The organism is Pseudorhodobacter turbinis, from assembly GCF_005234135.1.
GTDB lineage: Bacteria > Pseudomonadota > Alphaproteobacteria > Rhodobacterales > Rhodobacteraceae > Pseudorhodobacter > Pseudorhodobacter turbinis.
On the sequence record NZ_CP039965.1, the window covers coordinates 578747 to 603789 of the forward strand.

Below are 25043 nucleotides of genomic sequence, written 5' to 3' on the forward strand. Positions count from 1 at the left end.
AAGGTGACCGCTCAGCCGGTTTTGGAAGCCCGGGAATGGCCCTCTATGCGGACCGTCGTGCGCAGAGGCGGTCGCGGGAATTCGGACCAGTAGCTCAGGTGGATCAACTTGTGAGAGAGATGATCCAACATGACGAAACGAAAGAACCATTCGCCAGATTTCAAGGCCAAGGCTGCGCTTGAAGCGATCCGTGAAAAAATAACAATGGCGGAGTTATCGAAGAAGACCACACAAGCCCTGGCAGGCTCTGCTGCGACGACGAAGCGCCTCAGGAAGCATCGCCGCGCAATGGCAGGGCCGACGATGACGCTTGACCACATTGAACAGAACCGCAGCGAACGTCTGAAAACCGCCGTCCCGCTGCTGGTCGTAGCGGGCCTGATCGTGGCTCCGGGTTCCGGTTGACCGGCAAGGTCGACATCGCAAACCTTCTCTGAAACGCCGGGGTCATTCCCCCGCCCCACACGATATGGCGGCCTCCTGTCCCTCGTTCAGAAAACGGCCCGAAGGGTTGGAGGATGATCGGCTGCTATCACGCTAAAGACCGCGAGAGCGGCTTTCTCAACGATGTGGCATTCCACAATCAGATCGTGAGTTTCGCGGGAAATGATGTACTGAAGGCGACCCATACGCATCTTACCAGTCCCTCTCAACGGGGACTTTTCTTTGCGCCGCGGTTTTCCAAGGTCAAGCAGGATGAGGCGATGGCCACACATCAACAGCTGATTGCCGCCATCATGGATAGCGACACTCCTGCCGTTTCTCAAATCATGCATGACCATGTCGTACGAACCGGCATTTTTGTGCTTGATTCAATCTGGATAGGACAAGCCGAGAAGGGGTAACCCCTCGACAGTGAAAGCTTGCGCAGAACGCCAGCGATCCGATTAAATTGCAACCGGAAGATCAACTATCACACTGAAAAGGCTTGGCAGGAGTTGAGGGACTCGAACCCACGACCCTCGGTTTTGGAGACCGATGCTCTACCAACTGAGCTAAACTCCTAAGCCTGTGCGGTCGATATGCTATGTTTGGCAGAAGATCAAGTTGGTTTCTTTACCAATCCGCATTTACATCAAAAAGCGGTCACAAGAGATGATCGAAAAGCCAGCATTGCCTTCAAATACCCCGCCCAGGCCCATGTTGGTGAGGAAAGCCCAGGGCTACATTTCCCGGCGCCGCCGCGCAGCAAGTCCAAGCGGCACCAAAGCCATTAGAATCAACGGCAAACCGGCCGGAAGCGGCACAGGAACTGGAATGGGTGAAGCGCTTATCCTATCCCATTTGCCGGAACTGGTAAAATAGCTGCCCGGAATGAGGGAATATAGCTGCTCAGCGCCAAAACCAAACAGATCCCCACGGCCCGTTTAAATACTAAGGTAAGAATGCCAGTAAAGTGAGGTTATTTCTTCGTCGCTGTTCATCGAGGCAAAAGCGCAATAGAACGTACACACGCCTTCTTCCTCATACCACCCCGATCCGCTCGCCACCACGATAGGTGTCCAAACCGCCGCGCGTATTGGTTGAGGTACCATCATCACCGGGCGATACGTAAACCTTCATCCGGGCCTGACACCGGAAATAGCCCTCACCGACTTTGGCATAATCATGACATCGCGCGTCATTTGTGCCAAAGTAATATGTCGCAGCTTGCGCCGACGCGCCAGTAAACATCAAAGCCACCGCCAACAGCAAATACCTGAACATTATCAATCTTCTTTCTGCCCATGAAAGTGCTGCGGGACATGCAGCCTCTACATATGCATTAAACATACGTTAACTATACGTCGACTCGCGCCTGAATGGTATGGATTTTATCTTTAGGCAGGTACTTCTCTGTGCTACTGCCGAGGCTTGATATAAAAGCCACATTTGCAAAAACGGGCTGGCGGTTGGCCATAGCATCGCCTTTGCTCAAGCCTCTCGCACATATGGCGTCCCTAAACGCAAAACACGCGAGCTTTGGCCCGCGTGTTTCAGATTGCGCGAGGGAAGAGACCCTTAAGCGATAATTTTCGAAACGACGCCAGCGCCGACGGTACGGCCGCCTTCACGGATGGCGAAGCGCAGTTTTTCTTCCATGGCGATTGGGGCGATCAGTTCGACTTCGAACTTCAAGTTGTCGCCCGGCATAACCATTTCAGTGCCTTCCGGCAGGAACACAGTCCCGGTTACGTCCGTGGTACGGAAGTAAAACTGTGGACGGTAGTTCGCGAAGAACGGTGTGTGACGACCGCCTTCTTCTTTCGTCAGAATGTAGGCCTCAGCCTCAAACTTCGTGTGTGGCTTGACCGAACCAGGCTTACACAGAACCTGACCACGCTCGATGCCCTCACGGTCAACACCGCGCAGCAAGAGACCAACGTTATCGCCGGCTTCGCCTTGATCCAGCAACTTGCGGAACATTTCAACGCCGGTACAAACCGTCTTCTTCGTGTCACGAATACCAACGATTTCAATCTCTTCGCCGACTTTCACGATGCCACGCTCAATACGGCCCGTTGCAACAGTCCCACGACCAGAGATCGAGAACACGTCCTCGACAGGCATCAAGAACGGCTGGTCAACAGCACGTGCAGGAGTTGGGATATACTCATCCACAGCGGCCATCAGTGCCTTGATCGACTCTTCGCCGATTTCAGGACGCGTGCCGTTCATGGCGTGCAGAGCAGACCCACGGATGATCGGGATATCGTCGCCGGGGTAGTCATACGAAGACAGAAGCTCGCGGATTTCCATTTCCACCAGTTCCAGCAGCTCTTCGTCGTCAACCTGGTCAACCTTGTTCATGTAGACAACCATGTAAGGGATGCCAACCTGACGGCCAAGCAAGATGTGCTCACGTGTCTGCGGCATAGGGCCGTCAGCTGCGTTCACAACCAAAATCGCGCCATCCATCTGCGCAGCACCGGTGATCATGTTTTTCACATAGTCAGCGTGGCCGGGGCAGTCAACGTGGGCGTAGTGGCGTGCCTCGGATTCATACTCAACGTGCGCAGTCGAGATCGTGATCCCACGAGCCTTCTCTTCGGGCGCGCCGTCGATCTGATCATAGGCTTTGAAATCGCCAAAATATTTCGTGATCGCTGCCGTCAACGTCGTCTTGCCGTGGTCAACGTGACCAATCGTGCCGATGTTTACGTGCGGTTTGTTACGTTCAAACTTTGCCTTTGCCATCGTGGAATGCCTCAAACATTGGGGGGGACCACAACGGACCCCGTTCTATCTCGGGCGCGACATATCCATTTCAGACAGGGAAATCAAGCATCACTTCGATGAAACCGCTGTGTTCTTTGGTTTTGGTGGCAGGCCGAACCATTCAGGATTCTCTGAAAGCCAGCGCTCAATCCGTTTGGCGGCGTTGAAGCTCAGTTTCTCCATCTGCTCTTCGGCCGTGCGCGTTAGGCCGGAACCGATCATGGTATCCCCGTCGATGCCTTCAAACACGGTGAACTGTTCGCCCTCATTGATTTTTTTGCCAAGCGCATCATCCCAAAGCGTCGCTGTAACCACCAGCGCGGATTTGGGCGATAGCACCAACGGGATGCCGGGCGGGGCAAGCGCATAGGCATCGACCGAAACACCAAGGTTATAAAACTTGTCGCCGTCATAGCGGCCAAGACGTTCATCAAGCGCGGCTGTCAGGCTGTCATCCCAATCTTGCGGATCGGCATTCCGTGAAATCGGAACCTTTTGCGGGTTGTCGGCGACGACAATGTTATGGCCCAGCTTGAAATTGCCCAGTGCAACCGGGCCCTCGACCACATCCTGTCCGGCACAGGCCGACAGCAGACCAAAGGCAAGGCTTATGGCAGTAAGACGGGCGACAATCATATAATGCTCCTTGGTCAAAACCTGACCTTTGGCATAGGCTATGGAAAGGAATGGCGCAACCATGACCCATTTCCTCATGCGCAAAACGCCCTATATTCAACCCGTAGCTTCCCTGTTTAATGAGAGAGTGTGATGCAAAATCCGTCCCCCGCAACACCCCGTGAACGGACCCCGGCGCGCGTCCCCCTCCATAACGTGCCCTTGGGGATTCTGGCATCCGCCAAGGCGGGGCAGCGCAATGTGCTGGAGCTGATACCCGAAATTGCAACGCGCCAGCCGATGCTTTCGGGTCGCACCGGCAAGCGCTGGCACATGGTGATGGAGCCGGGCGCGCTTAAGCGTGTGTTGCGCGATAGGGTAGAGGATTATCCCAAATCCACCGTCACCAAGCTGATCCTTGAACAGGCGATCGGCGACAGCCTGTTTGTGGCCGAAGGGGCGGAATGGCTTTGGCAGCGGCGCACGGCGGCACCTGTTTTCAGCCACCGCAATGTTGCGGCTTTGGCGCCGGTGATGACGGCAGCGGCCGAACGGTCAAGCGCGCGGGTTACGGCCTCAAACGGGCGAGCGGCGGATATCTTTGCCGAAATGGTCGCCGCGACCTTTGAGGTGATTTCGGATGTGACATTTTCAGGCGGCGAAGGGTTTGATCGCAACGCCGTTCACCGCGCGATCGAAGATTACATCGCACAGGCGGCCAAGGTTTCGGTGCTGGATTTGATCGGCGTACCGGGCTGGGTTCCTCGACCGGGGCGGATGATGGCGGGGGCGGCAATGCGGGAAATGCGGCGCATCGCGGATACGGCGATAGAGGGGCGCAAAACCGCGCCGCGCCATGAGGTGCCGGATCTGCTCGATCTGCTTTTGGCGGGCGAAGATCCGAAAACCGGCCGCACGATGACAACATCAGAGCTGCGCGACAATCTGCTGACCTTCATCGTGGCGGGCCATGAGACCACCGCACTGACGCTGTCTTGGGCGTTATATTTATGCGCTTTTGATAAAGATGTGCAGGACGGCGCGCGCGCCGAGGCGCAGGCCGTTCTGGGAACCCGCGCGGCGGTGGCCGAAGATGTGGCAAAGCTGCCCTTGATCCGCCGGATCATTGATGAGGCCCTGCGCCTGTACCCACCCGCCGCCTTCCTGTCGCGCACCGCGATGGCGGCGGATACCCTATGCGGCCGTGAGATACGGGCGGGCGATACCGTGATTTTGCCGATCTATGCGCTGCACCGGCATCATATGCTTTGGGACAACCCCGATCAGTTCGACCCATCGCGTTTTGAGGAGCCGAATGCGATCGCCCGCTTTGCCTATCTGCCCTTTGGCGATGGGCCACGGGTCTGTATCGGGGCGAATTTCGCACTGCAAGAGGCTGTGATCATTCTGGCAACGCTTTTGGCGCGGCACCGCTTTACCCCGGTTGCGGGCAAAGAGCCCAAACCCGTGATGATCCTGACATTGCGGCCCCAAGGCGGGGTTTGGCTTAATATCGAGACGTTATAAGCGGCGCCATTTAGTTGAACTTGTTATCACGCGGGAAACCACGCGGGGCCATGCGACCAGCCGTGGCCCGTTTTGCGCGCCATTCGTCAAGCTCGGTCTGGTTGCGGGTCCGGCCTGCGGGGTCTTTCCAGCTTAGCCCCTCGGAAAGGGTGAAGGTCGTGGCATCCGACATCCCGCCGTCCTTGTATTTTTGCAGCCGAACACCCTTGCCCTTGGCCATTTCAGGCAGCTCATCCAGCGCAAAGACCAGCACTTTGCGGTTCTCGCCCACCACAGCGACATGATCGCCGGTCACGGGTTTGACCACCAGCGTTTTGGCATCGCCGCGCAAGCTTTGTACCTGTTTGCCCGCACGGGTCTGGGCCACCACCTCATCCGCCGGGCAGATGAAACCATCCCCTTCCGAGGAGGCGACCAGCAGTTTGATCCCCGCATGATGGATCATCAGATCGATAATTTCCGCCTCATTGGGCAGATCGACCATCAGGCGCACAGGTTCCCCCATGCCGCGCCCCCCCGGCAGGTTGGCGCCAAGGATGGTGTAAAACCGGCCATTGCTGCCCACCAGAATGATCCGGTCGGTTGTCTCGGCGTGGAACAGGAAGCGGCCTTCGTCGCCATCTTTGAACTTGGCCTCGGTATCAAGCGAGACATGACCCTTCATCGCGCGAATCCAGCCCATCTTGGAACAGATCACCGTGATCGGCTCGCGCTCGATCATCGCCTCATAGGGCACTTCCTCGACCTCGCCCGCCTCGGCAAACATCGTGCGGCGCGCGCCTTTGGCCCATGTTTTGCCAAAGGTTTTCTGCACATCCTTGAGGTCTGCCCCGATGCGCTTCCATTGCAAATGCGGATCGGCCAGCAAATCCACCAGCCCGGCACGTTCCAGCATCAAGGCGTCACGTTCCGCAATCAGCTCCATCTCTTCAAGCTTGCGCAAAGACCGCAAGCGCATGTTGAGAATGGCCTCGGTCTGAATTTCCGTCAGCGAACCCTTACCCGGGACCGGAGGGGCATAATCCTTTTCCGTCATCGCACGCGGCGGCGTAAGCGACCAATCCTGCGCCATCAGCGCACGCTTTGGGTCCGCGTCATAGCGGATGATATCGATCACACGGTCAAGGTTCAGGAACGCGGTGATGAAACCTGCAAGCACCTCAAGCCGGTGGTCAATCTTGTCCATCCGGTGCTGGCTGCGCCGTTGTAGCACATTGCGGCGATGGTCCAGAAACGCGCGCAGCACCTCTTTGAGACTGCACACTTTTGGGGTACGCCCGTCGATCAACGTGTTCATATTCAGGCTGAAGCGGATCTCCAGATCGGAGTTTTTGAACAACATCCCCATCAGCATATCCGGATCGACCGTGCGGGTCTTGGGTTCAATGATCATGCGCAGATCCTCGGCGGATTCGTCGCGCACATCGCCAAAGATCGGGATCTTTTTGGTGTGGATCAGCTCTGCCAGCTTCTCGATCAGCTTGGATTTCTGAACCTGATAGGGGATTTCGGTGACAACAATCTGCCATTGGCCACGGCCCAGATCCTCGACCTCCCATTTCGCGCGCAAACGGAATGATCCGCGGCCCGTGCGGTAGGCATCCAGAATATTCCCGCGCGGCTCCACGATCACGCCCCCCGTCGGGAAGTCGGGGCCGGGGATCAAACCCACCAGCGCGTCATCCGCGATCTCGGGATCTTTGATCATGGCTTGGCAGGCGTCGATCAGCTCATGCAGGTTATGCGGCGGAATATTGGTCGCCATACCAACCGCAATCCCCGTTGAGCCATTGGCCAACAGATGCGGAAAGGCGGCGGGCATAACCACCGGCTCTTCCAGCGTGCCGTCATAGTTGGGGCGGTAATCGACGGCGTTCTCCGTCAGGCCTTCCATCAGCTTTTCGGCAATCGCGGTCAGTCGCGCCTCGGTATAACGGCTGGCGGCAGGGTTATCGCCGTCAATGTTGCCAAAGTTGCCCTGCCCGTCGACCAACGGATAGCGCACGTTGAAATCCTGCGCCAAACGCGCCATCGCATCATAAATCGCACTATCCCCATGCGGGTGATAGTTCCCCATCACATCGCCCGAGATTTTGGCCGATTTGCGAAAGCCACCAGTGGGCGAAAGCTTCAGCTCGCGCATCGCATACAGGATACGGCGGTGCACAGGCTTCAGACCATCGCGCGCATCGGGCAAGGCACGGTGCATGATCGTCGAAAGCGCATAGGTCAGATACCGGTCGCCGATCGCACGGCGCAGCGGTTCCGAGGTGGTCATGGGCGGTGTGTCGGGGTGATCGGGCGATTTTGTCATGGTTAGCGGTGTAATGGCCCCGCACGAAACGGTCCAGCCGAAATCCCGCCCGTGCGGCCAAGATAACCGGTCCAAGCGTGATAACTTGTGGATAAACCGTTTCCACGTGGTTTTTGCGTGTTTTCTGACGGCCTAAAGTGCCATAGTGCAGGCATTAACAAATCGTAAAGACGCACAACGGGGTAATTGGTATGTGGAAGTTGGTGGTTTTGCTGGGAGTCGGCATGTTCGTAGCCCTGATGTTGGGCGGCGAGGACAAAGGCCAACTTCGGCAAGGCCTTGTCGGGGTTGATCCCGCGACAAGCAAAGTGCTGCGCCCGCCTCAGGTGGTGGAAACGACCCCTGTGGAAGCGGTGGCACGGGTCAATTTCACCCCCGTCACCGTACAAAAAACCCAATATACCGGCCAGGCACCGATCACAGGCAGCTTTGTGCTGTCTTCGGTAGAGGCAGGCACCCCTACCCCTCAACCCGTTTCCTTGCAAAGCGACGCAGCCCTGCCAGTGATGTATATCAACGCCTCGGCGGTGAATGTGCGTGGCGGACCATCGACCGATTACGGCGTTGTGGGCCGCCTCACCCGCGATGAGGCCGTGGCCGTGGTTTCCCCCGCGCAAGGTGGTTGGGTGCAGATTCGCATTGAGGGCGACGGGGTGGACGGCTTTGTCGCCGCACGCCTGCTAACCAATATCGATCCGCTTGATTGACCTATAGCTGCCATTGACGCTAGGGCTTTACCCAAAAGGGGCCTTGGCATGACACAAAAATCCATTCTTATCACCGGCTGCTCATCGGGCATCGGGCTTGATGCCGCGCAAACCCTGCATGCACGCGGCTGGCGGGTGTTTGCGACCTGCCGCGCCGAGGAGGATTGCCAGCGCTTGCGCGACGAGGGGTTGGAAAGCTTTGTGCTGGATTATGACGATGAGGCCAGCATCGCCGCCGCCGTCGATGAGACCCTGCGCCGGACCGGCGGCACGCTTGATGCGCTCTATAACAACGGGGCCTATGCCTGCCCCGGCGCGGTAGAGGATTTGCCCCGCGATGCGATGCGCGCGATATTCGAGACCAATCTCTTTGGCTATCACGACCTGACCCGGCGGATCATCCCCGTGATGCGTGCGCAGGGACACGGGCGGATTATCAACTGTTCCTCGGTGCTTGGCTTGGTGGGCATGCGCTGGCGCGGGGCCTATGTCGCGACGAAATTCGCGCTGGAGGGATTGACGGATGTGCTGCGCATCGAGATGCGCGGAAGCGGCATCCATGTGGTAATGATCGAACCCGGCCCCATTCCCACCAAGTTCCGCCAAAACGCGGCCGCCCAGTTCGAACATTGGGTCGATTGGAAAAACTCGGCCCACCGCGCAGACTATGAAACGGTTAGGGCGCGGTTTTACGCCGCAACAGGCCCTGACAGGTTCGAACTGCCGCCAAGCGCTGTGACCGACAAGCTTATCCGTGCACTAGAGGCAGACCGCCCCAAAGCGCGGTATTTCGTGACCACAGCAACCTATCTGATGGACATCGCACGACGCATCTTGCCAAATGCCGCCCTCGATTGGTTGATCGCAAAAGGCTGAGCCGATGTTTTGGGTTCGCTTTTCCCCGCGTTGCGCTTACATCAGGATCAAAGCTGCAAAAAGGAGACCCTGAATGCTGAACGATCCGCTTTTTATCATTGCCGCTATTGCCTGCCTGACCGTTGTGGCCATCTTGATTTTGGGCATCGGCACATTTGGCAAAGGCGGTGAGGGGTCTGCGAAACGCTCAAACAAGCTGATGCGTTACCGCATTTACGCGCAGGCGGTTGCGGTTGCCCTGATATTGCTGTTTGTCTTTATGCGCAGAATGGGGGGCTGAACATGGTTGTACTGTCAAAGATCTACACCAAGACCGGCGACAAGGGCGAAACAGCCCTTGGAAATGGCGACCGCGTGGCCAAGCACAGCCTGCGTGTGTCCAGCTATGGCACCGTGGATGAGGCCAACGCCACCATTGGCCTTGCGCGAATGCATGCGACCGGCACTGTCGATGAGGCGCTTGCCCGTATTTCCAACGACATGTTCGATCTGGGGGCCGATCTTTGCACCCCCGACCGCGATAAAGATGCCGAGGCGCCCTACCCCCGCCTTCGCATTGTCGACGCGCAGGTTGACCGGCTCGAATCCGAGATCGACGAGATGAACACCAAGCTAACACCTTTGCGCAGCTTTATCCTGCCCGGGGGCACCGCGCTTGCCGCCCATCTGCACCTGTGCCGCACCGTATGCCGCCGCGCCGAACGGATGACCGTGGAACTGGCCGCCGAAGAGGATGTGAACCCTGCCGCCGTCAAATACCTCAACCGCTTGTCGGACTGGTTTTTTGTGGCAGGCCGGATCGCCAATAACGACGGTGAGGATGATGTGCTTTGGGTGCCGGGCCTGACGCGCTGACCGGGAATGTTACGAATCCTATCCGCTTTAACGGGGATCTGGTATCTACCGCCCCATTTTCAAGCCTAAAAACGTAAGAATGTTGTCGCTAACATGGCGCTTTTGGACTGTTTATTCCCTACGCAAGATTATATCAAAGCGATGAGCGTTTAAGGGGCCTTCTGCCCCACCCCAAACCAAGGAGTCCGCGCAATGAAGGTTCTTGTACCTGTCAAACGTGTGATCGACTATAACGTGAAAGTCCGCGTCAAAGCGGATGGCAGCGGTGTTGATCTTGCCAACGTTAAAATGTCGATGAACCCGTTTGACGAAATTGCCGTCGAACAGGCTATTCGCCTCAAAGAGGCCGGCAGCGTTGAAGAAGTCGTGGTTGTTTCCATCGGCGTCAAACAGTCGCAAGAAACCCTGCGTACCGCTTTGGCCATGGGGGCCGACCGGGCGATTTTGATCATCGCCGCCGATGACGTGCACAACGACATTGAACCGCTGGCCGTTGCCAAGCTGCTCAAGGCTGTGGTGGACGCGGAAGCACCGGGGTTGGTGATCTGCGGCAAGCAGGCGATCGACAATGACATGAACGCGACGGGGCAAATGCTCTCGGCACTTCTGGGCTGGTCGCAGGCGACATTCGCGTCGGAGCTGGCGATTGAAGGCGACAAGGCCGTAGTCACCCGCGAAGTGGATGGCGGTTTGCAAACCATCAAGGTGAACATGCCAACGGTCGTGACGGTCGATTTGCGCCTGAACGAGCCGCGCTATGCCTCGTTGCCCAACATCATGAAGGCCAAGAAAAAGCCTTTGGAAGAAAAGACCGCCGCCGATTACGGCGTCGACGTGACCCCGCGCCTGACGGTGATCAAAACCGCAGAACCGGCAGGCCGCAAAGCGGGGATCAAAGTCGGCTCGGTTGATGAGCTGATTGCAAAACTCAAAGACGAAGCGGGGGTTATCTGATGGCTGTTCTTCTTTTGGGTGAAGTCACCAATGGCACATTGAACCTCGACGCGACTGCCAAGGCAGTTATGGCGGCGAAACCTTTGGGCGATGTCGTTGTGCTATGTGCCGGCGCCTCTGCGGCAGATGCAGCGGCAGAAGCGGCGAAAATCTCTGGCGTGTCCAAGGTGCTTTGCGCCGAGGATGCAAGCCTTGGCCACCGCTTGGCAGAGCCTACAGCCGCGCTGATCGTTGGTCTGGCCAAGGATTACAGCCACGTGATTGCGCCCGCGACAACGGATGCGAAAAACGTGCTGCCACGCGTCGCGGCCTTGCTGGATGTTATGGTGATCTCGGATGTAACCGCGATTATCGACGCCGACACGTTTGAACGCCCGATCTATGCCGGTAACGCGATGCAAACGCTGAAATCCAGCGATGCAATCAAAGTGGCCTCGATCCGGACGGCAAGCTTTGATCTGGCAGAAATGGGTGGCGCTGCCCCTGTGGAAACCATTGGTGCTGCTGCCGATCCGGCGCTGTCGTCTTGGGTTGAAGACAAGGTTGCGAAGTCAGACCGTCCAGAGCTGACCAGCGCTGGGATCGTGGTCTCGGGTGGTCGTGGTGTCGGCTCCGAAGACGATTTTGCCTTGATCGAAAAGCTGGCAGACAAGCTGGGCGCGGCTGTTGGCGCATCCCGTGCGGCCGTTGACAGCGGCTATGCCCCGAACGATTGGCAGGTTGGTCAAACCGGTAAGGTTGTCGCCCCGGATCTCTATATCGCTGTTGGGATTTCGGGCGCTATCCAGCATCTTGCCGGCATGAAAGACAGTAAGGTGATCGTCGCCATCAACAAAGATGAAGAAGCGCCGATCTTCCAGGTGGCCGATTACGGGCTGGTTGCCGACCTGTTCACGGCTGTACCGGAACTGATCGAAAAGCTGTAACCTGTTATTCAAATGCCAAAAGGGGCGCCCGCTTTGGGCGCCCCTTTTGCGTTCTACTTGGGCTTACGCGGCAAGCAGTTGATTGATTCCCTCACTCAAGGCATCCGCAACCTCTTTATGCGCCAAGGGGCCGGGGACACCTTCGGCGGCGTGCCGCTCCAACCCTGAGAATACCATATTTTCGACCCCCTCATGATTCGCGTCATCACTGGTGACCACCTCCATATAGGCGCTGGCATGCTGGCGCACCTGATTGACCATCCCTGCATGAACCAAAACAGGATCAGCATAGGGATTTGCGTCGGCACGCGGTGAACATGGCGCATGATGCGACATCCACAAAAGCAATGTCTTTCCCTGGATGCTACGGAGCAACTGGATCATGCGTTCCACCCAGACAGCCTGCAATTGTGCAGCAACAGCCACAAAACGATGCGGCGAGACCTGAAACAATGTTTGCAACATATGCCGCGTAAAGTGGAACTCCGTGAAATCGACGTCGCGGTACATATTCTGAAGGCTTGGATTCGCCCGTAAAAAGCGGTCGTTCCGACGCGGGTGAACCGCATAGAAAGGATTGCTGAGGTTCGCGGCACCCACGACCTGCACGATTGTCAGCGCCGCCCCCGAGGTAATATCCAGCACTTCTGGATCTTTCAGGAAGACATCCGGCCCGGCATTCATGCAGCCAAGGTTAACCACTGGCATGCCAGACCCTGCCGACAACAGATTCGGAAAGGGTTCCTCTACGAACTTCCCATAAGTTTCCGTACCGCCCAACGTGACATAATAAGGCCGTACAAGATCATGCTTTGGTCCCCGGAAAGTAAGTTTTGATGTACCATATCGGCACGTTTGATAGTCGAGCGTAACATCGCTCGGATACACATAGGCCATTTCACCCACCATTTAATTTCAACACCCAACTCCGAGATTGACGCAGAGTCCTTTAAAAATGGCTAAATCCTGAATTTGTCACGAATTCTTAGGATTATCACGGAATCTGCATCTTTCAGACACACGGCCTTGCACGCCCCCCCGCACCGGGCATATGCTCCGCTTTGACAGGATGCAGGAGAGCGGGATGTTGGAGATCAAGTCAGTCGGGATCGTCGGTGCAGGACAGATGGGCAACGGAATTGCGCATGTTTTTGCGCTTGCGGGGTATGACGTTACCCTCACCGATATTAGTCAGGACAGCTTGGATAAGGCCGTGGCGCTCATCGACCGTAACCTTGAGCGGCAGGTGTCACGCGGAAAAACCTCTGCCGAGGATAAAGCCGCAGCGATGGCGCGCATTAAAACCACGCTCAATCTCATCGAGATCGGCCCCTCTGACCTGATTATCGAGGCCGCGACAGAGCGCGAAACCGTGAAACAGGCGATCTTCGACGACCTGCTGCCGCACCTGAAGCCACATACGATTCTGACCTCCAACACCTCATCCATTTCGATCACGCGATTGGCGAGCCGCACCGACCGGCCGGAAAAATTCATGGGCTTTCACTTCATGAACCCCGTTCCGATCATGCAGTTGGTGGAGTTGATTCGCGGCATTGCGACAGATCGCGAAACCTATGACACGCTGATGGCGGTGGTCGAACGGCTTGGCAAAACTGCGGCAAGTGCCGAAGATTTTCCCGCCTTTATCGTTAACCGGATCCTGATGCCGATGATCAATGAGGCGGTTTATACGCTGTATGAGGGTGTAGGTTCGGTCAAATCCATTGATGAATCGCTAAAGCTTGGTGCGAATCATCCAATGGGGCCGCTGGAGTTGGCAGATTTTATCGGGCTCGACACCTGTCTCGCGATCATGAACGTGCTGCATGATGGCTTGGCAGACACCAAATACCGCCCCTGCCCTTTGCTGACCAAATATGTTGAAGCTGGCTGGCTGGGTCGCAAAACCAAGCGCGGATTTTATGATTACCGTGGTGAAACGCCCGTTCCAACACGGTAACATGCGGCGAATATAGACCCTAGAAATCTTCGCCAAAGAGATTTTTGACCAGAGCATCAAGCGCTTCCATCAAGACTTCGGCCTGCGGGCCGGAGGTTTTGACAGAAATGCTGGTGCCACGCGAGGCCGCAAGCATCAGCAGGCCCATGATCGAGTCGCCCGAAACGCTCATCCCGTCTTTGGAAACTTCTGCGGTGGCATCAAACTCTTCTACCACTTCGACAAATTTGGCCGAGGCGCGGGCATGAAGCCCTTTTACGTTTTCAATATGCAAAATACGCTCGCTCATGGGAGGTCTCCTTCTTCGCCCAGATCGAGGCTGTTAATATATTTTCGGCCAGCATCCAGCGCCAAAGTCACGGCGTCTTGCACCGCAAGGTGGCGCGATTTTGTCAGTTTTATCAGCATTGGCAGGTTTGCCCCATACAGGATCCGCCGACCGCGCCCAATACAAGCCATGAGCGACAGGTTAGAGGGGGACCCACCGAACATATCGGTGACAACCACCACCCCGTCATCGCGGTCCACAGAATTGGCAGCATCACAGATTTCAGTCTGCTTCTGCGCCCGGTCGTGATCTTCCTCGATCGAGACCGCAATCATATCTTTTTGTTTTCCCACAACATGTTGCACTGCAGAAAGATACTCGCGTGCAAGCCCGCCATGGGCAACAATAACAATCCCAATCACTCTTTGATCACCCTGTCCCGTTTGCGGGCAGCACTGCGGCCCGTCGCTCAAGCTCCCGATGCCGTTTTGCCACCGGCCAGCCTGCTTGTGCAAGCTTTGATGCGATCAGTTCCGCCACGGCAACGGATCTGTGTTGCCCCCCGGTACAGCCAAACCCGATGGCCAGATGTGCTTTACCCTCATCCAGCTGGGCAGGCATCAGGAACAGAACCAGATCGTTAACCTTTTTAATGAATTCAGAAAAACGCGGATCATCCGCGATATAGTCAACTACCGCAGAATCGCGCCCGTCCATATCGCGAAGCTCCGCCACCCAATGCGGATTGCGAAGGAAGCGGCAGTCAAAAATCATATCCACGCCGCGCGGCACGCCCCGCTTATAGGAAAAAGACTGAATAGAAACGGCCAGTCCCGGCACCTCCGACTGGCCGAACCAGCGCCCGATTTCAGCCCGCAGATCATGCGGTGACATCTCTGTCGTTTCGATCAGATGATCCGCACGAACACGGACGGGCGCCAAAAGATCCACCTCCCGAGAGATACCGATCAAGGGCGTGCTATCCGGGGCCAATGGATGACGCCGCCTGGTCTGGGCAAAGCGACGGATCAGTTCGTCCGGCGCGCAATCGAGATAGATAACGCTGAGTGAAACGCGTGGATCAACCGTCAATTTGTCAATCAAAGCAATCAAAGCGGCTGCATTGAATTCCCGGTTACGCGCATCCAACCCCAACGCCAAGGGCCGTCCTTGGCTATCGCCACCAATCAAGCGCGGCACAAGGCTGAGCGGCAGATTATCAATCGCCTCGTAGCCCATGTCCTCTAGCGCGTTAACCGCTGTGGTACGGCCCGCCCCTGACGGCCCAGTCACAAGGACAATACGATGTTCCATAGCCCACACTCGCCCGCTTAGTTCCGCATCAATTCCAGCGCCCGCCATGGGCAAGCTGCAACAGCCCATATGGAAGGTGGCCGGATGTCGCCCCGAATACAAGGTCTATCGGCACCCCAAGCAGAAGAGTTTGGCGTTTTGGCGGCAGTCTTTCAGACTCAACACAGTCGAGATCGACAACAAGCGCGATTTTCGCCTCATCCAAAGCATCCGCAGCCAGCAAACCAATTCCCCGTGCCTCGATAGCGCCTCGGATGGCGGGCGGGCATGTCGCCCAAACCGTATTATCCTGCCGCCGCAAAAACGTCTGGTCATCAGCAACCAGCTTTGCACCATGCGCCATAAGGCGAAGCGCAAGGCTGGACTTTCCTGTCCCGGATGCGCCACGGATTAAAATGCCAAAGCCGCCAACATCAACCGCAGTTGCATGTATCAGCTCATCCCCGGCGTCTTTCACGTGCCAAGCCCAATCAAATTGGCAAACCCACGACAAACCGCGCGCCAAGGGGCTCAGACGTCGCATCAACCGTGGTAGGCCTAATGTTTTCGGCCCAGATAACACCGCCATGTGCCTCGATGATCTGCTTGGAAATCGCCAGCCCGAGGCCAGAATGATCACCGAATTGCGAAACGGGCCGTTCCGAGTAAAACCGCTTGAACACCTTTTCCAAAGCCTGCTCGGGAATGCCTGGTCCCGTATCTTCGACCACAACCAAAACACGGTTTTCACGCCGACGCGCCCAAACGCGAACGGCATCGCCCTCTTCGCAGAATGACACCGCATTCGAAATCAAATTGACAAAAACCTGTGCCAAGCGCTCTTCCAACCCACGGATGACAATTGGTTCGGCCGGCAGGTCGGTGATGAAATCGACCCCGTTCTGTCTGGCCTGATCGCCCAAATGTTCCGAAAGGTTAAAGATGGTTTTGATGAGGTTGAACTCATCCTCTTCCTCTTTCACCAACTCACTGTCGAGCCTAGAAGCATTGGAAATATCGCTCAGCAATCGATCGAGGCGGCGCACATCATGTTCAATCACAGTCAACAATTTCTCACGCTGGTCATCCCGTTTTGCCACCCGCAATGTACCCACTGCAGATCGAAGACTTGCCAGTGGGTTTTTAATCTCATGGCTGACATCAGCCGCAAATTGTTCATTTGCATCAATCCGGTCGTAAAGGGCTGCTACCATGCCACGCATCGCAACCGAAAGGCGGCCAATCTCATCCGTACGCGAGGCCATATCGGGGATGCGCACACGCCCCGGCGCCATGTTCCTTGCATCCCTGTCACGCCCCAATTCAGCAGCCGCAGCCAGATCAGACAGCGGGTTGGCGATGGTGGAAGCCAGAGCAAGGCTGAGTCCGATAGACACCAGCAATGCGATCACAAACATTTGCAAAACCTGCTCGCGCTCATGCCGGACAAGACGGTCGATCTCCCCCTCGGCAGAGGTAAGCGCAACGACGCCAATAACTTCGCCCCCGTTCCAAATCGGCGCGGCGACCGAGAACAGCGTGCCACCGGCAGAATCCCGCGCCATATTAGAGGTGGTTTTACCGGCAAGTGCCGCTGCAAATCCGCTACCTGCAAGCCCCTCGGAGTCGACTTGTTCCGTTTGCCCGTCCTTGGCGGACAAAACGCCAGAGATCGTTTCCCAGATCGCGTTCAAGAAATCCGTAATCAATGTTGACTGGGTATTCGTCCCGTCAAGGATAGTGCCGCGCGGCGGGCCTTCCTCGGCCGCAATCACACGGCCCGACTTGTCAAAAACAAAGGCATCTACCCCCGGACCGATAGTCACTGCGGCAAGGGTTTTACCAATATCAACAGACAGGGGATCGCGCGAAACCTCCGGTTCTGTGGTCGGCAGCTGTGCCTCGAACACATCGGCGATCAGCTCTGCCTCCGTCACAAGCCCCTGTTCGCGTTGTAAAACAAGGCTGTCCCGGAACGGGTTCACGAATAAGACGCCAGCCACCAGAATGACTGTCCCCATCATGTTGAAAATGATGATCTTACGCGCCAAAGGTGACCGGTTAAGCGCAACAACACCCTTCAGGCCACGATGCGCACGCCGCTTTGCCCCCGCACCCGTTGCCCTGGAATCTTCTTTCATCGGAACATCATCGCATTCGGGCGCGGCAGTTTCAGACCTATGGGGAGAGATGTTTGGCGCTCGCGTCATATGGGCGCATCACTCCTCATTATAACGGTAGCCGATACCGTATAACGTCTCGATTGCGGTGAATTCATCATCTGCGGTGCGCATTTTCTTGCGCAAGCGTTTGATGTGGCTGTCGATTGTCCGGTCATCGACATAAACCTGCTCATCATAGGCCACATCCATCAGCTGATCGCGGCTTTTCACAAAGCCGGGCCGTTGCGCAAGCGCCTGAAGCAGCAAAAACTCGGTAACGGTCAAGGAGACATCCCGACCTTTCCAAGCAACGGCATGGCGCAGCGGGTCCATCCGCAAATGCCCACGCTCCATCACTTTGGTTTCTTCGGTGACGGCAACCTCATCCGTTGCAATCGCGACCTGCCGGCGCAGCAATGACCGGATACGTTCGACCAAAAGCCGCTGGGAGAACGGCTTTTTGACATAGTCATCCGCACCCATCCGCAAGCCGAGGACTTCATCAATCTCATCATCCTTGGATGTCAGAAATATGATCGGCATCATGGTTTTCAAACGCAGGCGTTGCAACAGGTCCATCCCGTCCATGCGCGGCATTTTGATATCCAGAACCGCCATATCCGGCATACGGCGCGTAAACGCGTCCAACGCGGATTGCCCGTCATTGAAGGTTTCCACCTCAAAACCTTCCGCCTCCAGTGTCATCGAAACCGAGGTCAGAATATTTCTGTCATCGTCCACAAGGGCGATCCTTGGCATCGGTATTTTTCCTAGACTGCTCATTCAGATTTTTCCTTAATTTCATATTTTTGCCGCAAAGAATCAACTCCAAACTGCGAATCGTGCGTCAAGACCGGTTCAGTTGGCCACAAAATTACGAATGAATGGCTAATTTGCCCCATTCACTCACTTGATTGCGCTAACTTGAATTTGATTGCGCTAACGATGCGCAACCGTCCTGTTACAATATTGAATCGCCGTGCTATAGGCGTGGTGTCGGCCTCGGCTCCGGGGGCGACCGGGGCGCAAGCGGATGCTTGGCGTACCGCTTCAAAACCCAAAACTTGTCGTAATCATCGGCATCGGGAGCTTGCATTAGATGAACACCGGACGCGTAAACCCAAGCCATACACTTGAAAATCAAGGCATCACTGGACTTGGATCTGTCTCTTACAACCAGATTGAGCCTGCCCTCATCGAAGCCGCAATCGCGCGCGGCGAAGGGAAACTGGGCATTGGCGGGGCATTCCTCGTCTCGACCGGGAAATTTACCGGCCGGTCCCCGAAGGACAAGCACATTGTGCGCTCGCCCTTGGTCGAAGACACAATTTGGTGGGAAAACAACGCCGCTATGGCACCAGAAGCTTTTGACGTCTTGCGCGCCGATATGCTGGATTACATGAAGGGCGGCGATTATTTCGTCCAAGACCTTTACGCAGGCGCCGACCCCGAGCACCGTCTCGACGTGCGCGTCATCACAGAACTTGCATGGCACGGGCTGTTTATCCGCCACCTCCTGCGCCGCCCCGCCCGCGATGAGCTGGAAGGTTTTGTCCCGGAATGGACGATCATCAACTGCCCGGGCTTCAAGGCCGATCCCGCGCGTCACGGCTGCCGTTCGGAAACCGCGATCGTGATGAACTTCGACTCCAAGGAAATCCTGATCGCAAACACCGCCTATGCCGGTGAAAACAAGAAATCCGTCTTTACCTTGCTGAACTATCTGTTGCCCGAAAAAGGCGTGATGGCGATGCATTGTTCTGCCAACCACGCAGTGGATGATCCCGATAATGCCGCCGTGTTCTTTGGCCTGTCAGGCACCGGGAAAACCACCCTTTCCGCTGATCCTTCCCGCACCTTGATCGGCGACGACGAACATGGCTGGTCCGACAAAGGCACCTTCAACTTCGAAGGTGGCTGCTATGCCAAGACCATCAACCTGCGTGCCGAGGCAGAACCGGAGATCTATGCAACCACCCACCGCTTCGGGACCGTGGTTGAAAACATGGTCTATAACGAAGAAACGCTGGAGCTGGATTTTGATGATGACAGCCTGACAGCCAACATGCGCTGTGCCTACCCGTTGGAAGCCATTTCCAATGCGTCGGAAACCGGCATGGGCGGTCATCCCAAAAACATCATCATGCTGACCTGCGATGCATTCGGTGTCTTGCCGCCCATCGCGCGTCTGACACCTGCACAGGCGATGTATCACTTCCTCTCCGGCTTCACCTCCAAGGTGGCGGGTACAGAGCGCGGCGTGACAGAGCCTACGCCGACCTTCTCTACCTGCTTTGGCGCGCCCTTCATGCCACGCAGGCCCGAAGTGTACGGCAAGCTGTTGCAAGCCCAGATCGCCAAGCATGGCGCAAACTGCTGGTTGGTGAACACCGGCTGGACGGGTGGTGCCTATGGCGTCGGCTCGCGTATGCCGATCCGTGCGACACGGGCCTTGCTGACGGCCGCGCTGAACGGGACATTGTCAAACAGCGAGTTCCGCCGCGATGCAAACTTCGGCTTTGATGTGCCTGTCGCGGTAGGTGGTGTGGCCGATGAACTGCTGGATCCGCGTCAGACATGGGAAGACAAAGACGCCTATGACGCACAGGCTGCCAAACTGGTGCAGATGTTTGCCGATAACTTCGGCCAATATATGCCCTTCATCGACGACGACGTGAAAGCCGCCGCGATCTGATTATACCGGGGGGCTCCATTGGCCCCCCGCTTGGTTTTGCGGGCATAGTGAAGTGATCAGCACATCTCCGGCCAAAATCCACCGCGACACATTCGGTCGCATCCCCTCCACTCCTTGAAATCTTGTTGCGCTGCAGTTGCAAAGGCTCTATTCCTTTCGCAAGCGCAGAAAGATATGAAAGACGGAGCGACCAATGGCCCATGACGGACACCCCCTTGCAGATGCCGACAGCCCGATCCTGACCGATCTTTTGGGATTGACCGAGGCAGCCCTGCCCGAAATCAACACCCTGTTTACGCAAGCCCGCGAAACCCTGCGCGCTATGGTCACCCAAAATGGCAAGGTTTCCGCCCCATTGCTGGAGGCGCACCAATCTGCCGCCCACGCCCTAAGCTGGCTGGCCACCTATCAGCAAAGCCTTGTACAGATGCACGCTTGGGCCGGACGGCTGGCCGAGGTTGGCACTTTGGGCGATATGGAGCGTTTGCTGCTGCAAATCAGCTTTGGCGAATATCTGGCGCAAATCGCAGGCGGCATTCCGATGTCGCAGGGCGAGATTGCCCGCCTGTCCGATCTTGGCGCCGAATGGACGCCTAGCCCCGCTGCGGCACGGCTGATCGCGCTTGGCAACTCGCAAGCCGCGCGCACCGCCCTTGTGGGTTTGATGCAAGACAACCACGGTCGCGCCACCTTTGGCGTAACCGGCCTTGATGAAGAGCTGGAAATGATCCGCGATCAGTTCCGCCGTTTTGCCGACGCCGAGGTCACCCCCCACGCCCACGGCTGGCATCTGCGCGATGAGCTGATCCCGATGGATATCATTGAAAAGCTTTCGGAAATGGGCGTTTTCGGCCTGACCATCCCCGAGGAATTCGGCGGCTTTGGCCTCTCCAAAGCCTCGATGGTTGTCGTAAGCGAAGAGCTTTCGCGCGGCTATATCGGTGTGGGGTCCCTCGCCACCCGCTCCGAGATCGCCGCCGAGCTGATCCTTTGCGGCGGCACCGACGATCAAAAGGCGCATTGGCTGCCCAAGCTTGCCAGCGGTGAGATCCTGCCAACGGCCGTCTTCACCGAGCCGAACACCGGATCCGACCTTGGCAGCCTGCGCACCCGCGCGGCAAAGGACGGGGATGACTGGGTCGTGACCGGCAACAAGACATGGATCACCCATGCCGCCCGCACCCAAGTGATGACCTTGCTGGCGCGCACTGACCCAGACACCAGCGACTATCGCGGGCTCTCGATGTTTCTGGCCGAAAAGACCGCCGGCACCGATGCGGACCCCTTCCCCACCCCCGGCATGACTGGCGGTGAGATCGAGGTTCTGGGCTACCGCGGCATGAAGGAATATGAGCTGGCCTTTGACGGTTTTACCGTAAAGGGTGAAAACCTGCTGGGCGGTGTGCCGGGGCAAGGCTTCAAACAGCTAATGCAGACCTTCGAATCGGCCCGCATTCAGACCGCCGCCCGTGCCATCGGCGTGGCACAAAACGCGCTGGAGGTGGGGATGCAATATGCCATCGACCGCAAGCAATTCGGCAAATCGCTGATCGCCTTCCCCCGCGTTTCAAGCAAACTTGCGATGATGGCGGTTGAGGTGATGATCGCGCGTCAGTTGACCTATTTCTCGGCATGGCAAAAAGACCACGACAAGCGCTGTGATCTTGAGGCGGGCATGGCCAAGCTTTTGGGCGCACGTGTGGCTTGGGCTGCGGCGGATAACGCGCTGCAAATTCACGGTGGCAACGGCTTTGCGCTGGAGTATCAGATCAGCCGTATCCTCTGTGATGCGCGGATCCTGAACATCTTTGAAGGTGCCGCCGAAATTCAGGCGCAGGTGATCGCGCGGCGCTTGCTGGATTAATTAGCCCCGATCGGGCCTTTTTTTCAACAGTCGGATCAGTCGATGCCGCGCCTCTGGCAGGGCGTGGTTTCCCAAGCCCTGCATCAACTCTCGCGCAATAAAATGCCCCGTGATCGCCAGCCCCTGCCCGATTTCAGCCGTGCTTGCCGGTCCCTGCCCCATCAGGCACTGCGGCAACGGAAACAATCGGCCCGCCCAGTCGCCAGCACCCGCACGGCTGACGGCGCGGCCGGTCTTGGGGCTGACATAGGCCAGATCATCGCGCGCGCCCGTCACCGCACAGCGCCCCAGATCAAGGCCAAAGCCCAACTCCTCCAACAGCATCAGTTCCCACCGCAGATAGATCACAGGCCAGTCGGGATCATGTTCCAGCGCCGCCAACAAAGCCATTGTCGCACGCCACAGCGGCAGATGCGCCTCACGCTCGGCCAACGCCATACGCAGCATGGCGCAGATCGCCGTCAGCCCCGCAAGGCCCAAACGGTCGCCCAAAAGGGCCGCACGGCTTTGCAACGGCTCAACGGTATAGCTGCCGATGTGATCCTCCAGCCGTGCGCGCCATGTCACCGCAAGCTGCGTGCCCGGCTGCAAGGTCGCCGCCATCTTGCGCGAGCCGCCACCACGCACCACCCCCGCATGCCGCCCGTGGGCCGCCGTAAACACTTCGATAATCGCAGAGGCCTCACCATGCGCGCGCATGGAAATCAGCACCCCTTCATCTTGCCAATCCATCGCCAGATTATCGCAAGGCTAACGTCACTCCGCCAGCCCCTCTTGCTCCAATAGGTGACGGCCCTGACGGTCCTCGACCTCGATCACCCAAAGGTCGGGATCAAACTGGCGCTGACGGGCAATCGCGGCATCGACCTCAGGCTCTGGCCCTTGGGCCAGCACAACCCAAGCGCGCTGCCCGCTCATTAGATCAAAGGACCGTTGATAGGCGCAGGCGGTCCCGTCCAAAGGTGCCTGTTTAACCAGAACTGCCCCCGCCGTGGCATCGCCGCGCGCTGTAACGAAGGCCGGGATGCCCGCCAATTGCAAACGCATCAGATAGGCCTTCACCCAGAAATCAGCCGTTAGCCGAACTTCCATGCCGCCTCCTGCGCTCAATTCCCGTCCTTGAACTCCAGACCCATTTCCGAATAGCGCTCCGGCTCTTCCAACCAGTTCGGGCGCACTTTGACCTGCAAGAACAGATGCACAGGGCGGCCCAGAAACTCTGTCAGATCAACGCGGGCGGCTTGGCCTACGGATTTGATCGTCTCACCCTTGTTGCCCAGAACGATGCCCTTATGGCCGTCCCGCGCAACATAAACGAGCTGATCAATACGGGTAGAGCCGTCCTTACGGTCCTCCCATTTCTCTGTTTCGACCGTCAGCTGATAGGGAAGCTCTTCGTGCAAGCGCAGCGTCAGTTTTTCACGCGTTATCTCGGCGGCGATCATGCGCATGGGCAAATCGGCGATCTGATCCTCGGGGTAGAACCACGGGCCAGAAGGCAGCTCACCCGCCAGCCATTCGCGCAGCTTGTCAACGCCGTAGCCTTTTTCGGCCGAGATCATGAAGGTTTCCGCAAAGGGGAATTCCTCATTGAGCTTTTGCGACAGGGCAAGCAGCACCTCGGCCTTTACCCGGTCGATCTTGTTGATCGCAAGCGCCACCTTCTGGCCCTGCGGAATACGGTCGCGCATAGAGCCGATAATGGCAGCAGTGCCCTCGGTCAGGCCGCGATGCGCCTCAACCAGCAGCACGATAATATCGGCATCAGCCGCCCCGCCCCAAGCAGCTGCGATCATCGCGCGGTCAAGCCTGCGGCGTGGCCGGAAAAGACCGGGGGTATCGACGAAAACGATCTGTGCCGTGCCCTGCATCGCAATACCGCGAATACGCGCGCGTGTGGTTTGCACCTTATGCGTTACGATCGACACTTTGGAGCCGACCATACGGTTCAAAAGCGTGGATTTCCCTGCGTTCGGCTCCCCAATCAGGGCGACGAAACCCGCACGGGTGTTGCCGTCACCGCCGACGGGGCCGCTGTTGGGCTGGCTGGTGGGCTGTGTTGTCATGTATCTTGCTCCAACCGGGTCAAAAGCGCCCGGGCTGCGGCCTGTTCGGCGGCGCGTTTCGTTCCGGCAGATGCCGTTTCGGTTTCATTATTATCAAGCAGTACCGCCACCGTGAACACCGGCTGATGATCAGGGCCGGAGCGGGCTTGTTCGTTGTATTTCGGGGGTGTCATGCCACGGGCCTGTGCCCATTCCTGCAGCGCCGTTTTGGGGTCGCGGGCATCTTCCTTGACGCTGGCAATCCGGCCCTTCCACAGACGGGTAATCAATTTGCGCGCAGCATCAAAGCCGCCGTCAAGATAAACCGCCGCAATCACCGCCTCGAGGGCATCGCCCAGCAGGGCCTCTTTGCGCCGCCCGCCCGACATCATCTCGGAACGGCCCAGCTTCAGCACGTCCCCCAGCCCGATTTCGCGGGCAACATCGGCACAGGTCTCTTTGCGGACCATCGCGTTGAAGCGCGGCGCCAGCAGCCCTTCGGCTGCCGCCTTATCCGCCGTCAGCAACGCCTCGGCCATCACAAGACCCAAGACGCGGTCGCCCAGAAATTCCAGCCGTTGGTTATCGGGGCGCGTCGCCGAGGAAATCGACGCATGGGTTACCGATTCAACCAGCAGCTCGGGGTTATGAAAGGCATGACCCAAGCGGCTTTCAAAAGCGCGCAAATCAGCAGCAAGTTTCATTCGACCGACCCTTCCTGAACAACAGGCTTGGCAGCCTTGGAAAGCGGGCGCGGATGGTTCGAGCGGGCAGTCATCGT

The 25043-nt window shown here is 57.4% G+C and carries 27 protein-coding genes and 1 tRNA gene; 12 read left to right on the forward strand and 16 right to left on the reverse strand.

Translation table 11 applies throughout. The annotated features are described in order from the left end of the window. The first annotated feature begins 129 nt into the window (after positions 1-129). Both EOK75_RS15095 and EOK75_RS15100 read left to right on the forward strand, forming a co-directional pair. Positions 130-405, forward strand: coding sequence for a hypothetical protein (locus EOK75_RS15095; protein ID WP_137194909.1), 276 nt, complete (start codon positions 130-132; stop codon positions 403-405). A gap of 113 nt (positions 406-518) precedes the next feature. Beyond that, positions 519-845, forward strand: a complete 327-nt coding sequence (locus EOK75_RS15100; protein ID WP_137194910.1) for an FCD domain-containing protein — start codon at positions 519-521, stop codon at positions 843-845. Between the two features lie 84 nt (positions 846-929). On the opposite strand, the gene EOK75_RS15105 is transcribed toward EOK75_RS15100, so the two are convergent. The 4 genes from EOK75_RS15105 to EOK75_RS15120 all read right to left on the reverse strand — a co-directional run bounded on the left by EOK75_RS15105 (position 930) and on the right by EOK75_RS15120 (position 3897). Next, positions 930-1005: transfer RNA gene (locus EOK75_RS15105), tRNA-Trp, on the reverse strand. A gap of 459 nt (positions 1006-1464) precedes the next feature. After that, on the reverse strand, positions 1465-1707 hold the full coding sequence (locus EOK75_RS15110; protein ID WP_137194911.1) for a hypothetical protein: 243 nt from the start codon (positions 1705-1707) through the stop codon (positions 1465-1467). Positions 1708-2001: 294 nt separating this feature from the next. Further along, the gene (gene tuf / locus EOK75_RS15115; RefSeq protein ID WP_137192969.1) at positions 2002-3177 is read right to left on the reverse strand and encodes an elongation factor Tu; all 1176 of its coding nucleotides are present in this window, start codon (positions 3175-3177) and stop codon (positions 2002-2004) included. Between the two features lie 90 nt (positions 3178-3267). Beyond that, positions 3268-3897 carry a hypothetical protein gene (locus tag EOK75_RS15120; RefSeq protein WP_240794117.1) on the reverse strand — a complete coding sequence of 210 codons (630 nt, stop codon included), beginning with the start codon at positions 3895-3897 and terminating at the stop codon, positions 3268-3270. A gap of 69 nt (positions 3898-3966) precedes the next feature. Between EOK75_RS15120 and EOK75_RS15125 the strand changes: the two genes are divergently transcribed. Next, positions 3967-5340 (forward strand): cytochrome P450, encoded by a 1374-nt coding sequence (locus EOK75_RS15125; RefSeq protein WP_137194912.1) that lies wholly within the window; start codon positions 3967-3969, stop codon positions 5338-5340. 10 nt (positions 5341-5350) lie between these two features. Here EOK75_RS15125 and parC read toward each other — a convergent pair whose 3' ends face one another. Then, positions 5351-7654 (reverse strand): DNA topoisomerase IV subunit A, encoded by a 2304-nt coding sequence (gene parC, locus EOK75_RS15130; protein WP_137194913.1) that lies wholly within the window; start codon positions 7652-7654, stop codon positions 5351-5353. Positions 7655-7878: 224 nt separating this feature from the next. Here parC and EOK75_RS15135 point away from each other — a divergent pair, with 224 nt between their 5' ends. From EOK75_RS15135 to EOK75_RS15160, 6 genes are all read left to right on the forward strand, one after another. After that, positions 7879-8361, forward strand: a complete 483-nt coding sequence (locus tag EOK75_RS15135) for an SH3 domain-containing protein (protein WP_168199261.1) — start codon at positions 7879-7881, stop codon at positions 8359-8361. Positions 8362-8409: 48 nt separating this feature from the next. Continuing rightward, positions 8410-9237, forward strand: a complete 828-nt coding sequence (locus EOK75_RS15140) for an SDR family oxidoreductase (RefSeq protein ID WP_137194915.1) — start codon at positions 8410-8412, stop codon at positions 9235-9237. A gap of 73 nt (positions 9238-9310) precedes the next feature. Continuing rightward, positions 9311-9517 carry a twin transmembrane helix small protein gene (locus EOK75_RS15145; RefSeq protein ID WP_137194916.1) on the forward strand — a complete coding sequence of 69 codons (207 nt, stop codon included), beginning with the start codon at positions 9311-9313 and terminating at the stop codon, positions 9515-9517. A 2-nt stretch (positions 9518-9519) separates the two neighbouring features. Beyond that, on the forward strand, positions 9520-10092 hold the full coding sequence (locus EOK75_RS15150) for a cob(I)yrinic acid a,c-diamide adenosyltransferase (protein ID WP_137194917.1): 573 nt from the start codon (positions 9520-9522) through the stop codon (positions 10090-10092). A gap of 192 nt (positions 10093-10284) precedes the next feature. Continuing rightward, entirely contained in the window at positions 10285-11046 is a 762-nt protein-coding gene (locus EOK75_RS15155) for an electron transfer flavoprotein subunit beta/FixA family protein (protein ID WP_137194918.1), read from the forward strand. Then, positions 11046-11972, forward strand: coding sequence for an electron transfer flavoprotein subunit alpha/FixB family protein (locus tag EOK75_RS15160; protein ID WP_137194919.1), 927 nt, complete (start codon positions 11046-11048; stop codon positions 11970-11972). The genes EOK75_RS15155 and EOK75_RS15160 overlap by 1 nt, the downstream gene beginning before the upstream one ends. Before the next feature lie 63 nt (positions 11973-12035). Here EOK75_RS15160 and EOK75_RS15165 read toward each other — a convergent pair whose 3' ends face one another. Then, on the reverse strand, positions 12036-12881 hold the full coding sequence (locus tag EOK75_RS15165) for a DUF6473 family protein (protein WP_240794118.1): 846 nt from the start codon (positions 12879-12881) through the stop codon (positions 12036-12038). Between the two features lie 178 nt (positions 12882-13059). Between EOK75_RS15165 and EOK75_RS15170 the strand changes: the two genes are divergently transcribed. Further along, the gene (locus EOK75_RS15170; protein WP_137195812.1) at positions 13060-13935 is read left to right on the forward strand and encodes a 3-hydroxybutyryl-CoA dehydrogenase; all 876 of its coding nucleotides are present in this window, start codon (positions 13060-13062) and stop codon (positions 13933-13935) included. A 19-nt stretch (positions 13936-13954) separates the two neighbouring features. Here EOK75_RS15170 and EOK75_RS15175 read toward each other — a convergent pair whose 3' ends face one another. The 6 genes from EOK75_RS15175 to EOK75_RS15200 all read right to left on the reverse strand — a co-directional run bounded on the left by EOK75_RS15175 (position 13955) and on the right by EOK75_RS15200 (position 18417). Further along, positions 13955-14224, reverse strand: a complete 270-nt coding sequence (locus EOK75_RS15175) for an HPr family phosphocarrier protein (RefSeq protein ID WP_137194920.1) — start codon at positions 14222-14224, stop codon at positions 13955-13957. Continuing rightward, complete coding sequence (locus EOK75_RS15180) at positions 14221-14625, reverse strand: PTS sugar transporter subunit IIA (protein WP_137194921.1); 405 nt, start codon at positions 14623-14625, stop codon at positions 14221-14223. Before EOK75_RS15180 ends, EOK75_RS15175 begins: the two co-directional genes overlap by 4 nt. A 7-nt stretch (positions 14626-14632) precedes the next feature. Beyond that, positions 14633-15517, reverse strand: coding sequence for an RNase adapter RapZ (rapZ, locus tag EOK75_RS15185; RefSeq protein WP_137194922.1), 885 nt, complete (start codon positions 15515-15517; stop codon positions 14633-14635). A 28-nt stretch (positions 15518-15545) separates the two neighbouring features. Continuing rightward, entirely contained in the window at positions 15546-15974 is a 429-nt protein-coding gene (locus tag EOK75_RS15190; RefSeq protein ID WP_240794119.1) for an HPr kinase/phosphorylase, read from the reverse strand. Between the two features lie 13 nt (positions 15975-15987). After that, positions 15988-17637 (reverse strand): sensor histidine kinase, encoded by a 1650-nt coding sequence (locus EOK75_RS15195; RefSeq protein ID WP_240794120.1) that lies wholly within the window; start codon positions 17635-17637, stop codon positions 15988-15990. A gap of 78 nt (positions 17638-17715) precedes the next feature. Beyond that, complete coding sequence (locus EOK75_RS15200; protein ID WP_137195813.1) at positions 17716-18417, reverse strand: response regulator transcription factor; 702 nt, start codon at positions 18415-18417, stop codon at positions 17716-17718. Positions 18418-18757: 340 nt separating this feature from the next. Here EOK75_RS15200 and EOK75_RS15205 point away from each other — a divergent pair, with 340 nt between their 5' ends. Then, positions 18758-20353 (forward strand): phosphoenolpyruvate carboxykinase, encoded by a 1596-nt coding sequence (locus tag EOK75_RS15205; protein ID WP_137194925.1) that lies wholly within the window; start codon positions 18758-18760, stop codon positions 20351-20353. Positions 20354-20546: 193 nt separating this feature from the next. Next, positions 20547-22217: an acyl-CoA dehydrogenase family protein gene (locus tag EOK75_RS15210; RefSeq protein WP_137194926.1), complete on the forward strand. Its 1671-nt coding sequence runs from the start codon at positions 20547-20549 to the stop codon at positions 22215-22217. Here EOK75_RS15210 and recO read toward each other — a convergent pair whose 3' ends face one another. The 4 genes from recO to rnc are packed head-to-tail and all read right to left on the reverse strand — an operon-like array spanning position 22218 to position 24966. Continuing rightward, on the reverse strand, positions 22218-22949 hold the full coding sequence (gene recO, locus EOK75_RS15215) for a DNA repair protein RecO (protein ID WP_137194927.1): 732 nt from the start codon (positions 22947-22949) through the stop codon (positions 22218-22220). Positions 22950-22973: 24 nt separating this feature from the next. Then, positions 22974-23309, reverse strand: a complete 336-nt coding sequence (locus tag EOK75_RS15220) for a DUF1491 family protein (RefSeq protein ID WP_137194928.1) — start codon at positions 23307-23309, stop codon at positions 22974-22976. Between the two features lie 14 nt (positions 23310-23323). Further along, a complete protein-coding gene (gene era, locus EOK75_RS15225) occupies positions 23324-24283 on the reverse strand; it encodes a GTPase Era (RefSeq protein ID WP_137194929.1) in 960 nt (319 codons plus the stop codon). Then, a complete protein-coding gene (gene rnc, locus EOK75_RS15230) occupies positions 24280-24966 on the reverse strand; it encodes a ribonuclease III (protein WP_137194930.1) in 687 nt (228 codons plus the stop codon). The genes era and rnc overlap by 4 nt, the downstream gene beginning before the upstream one ends. Positions 24967-25043 lie beyond the last annotated feature (77 nt).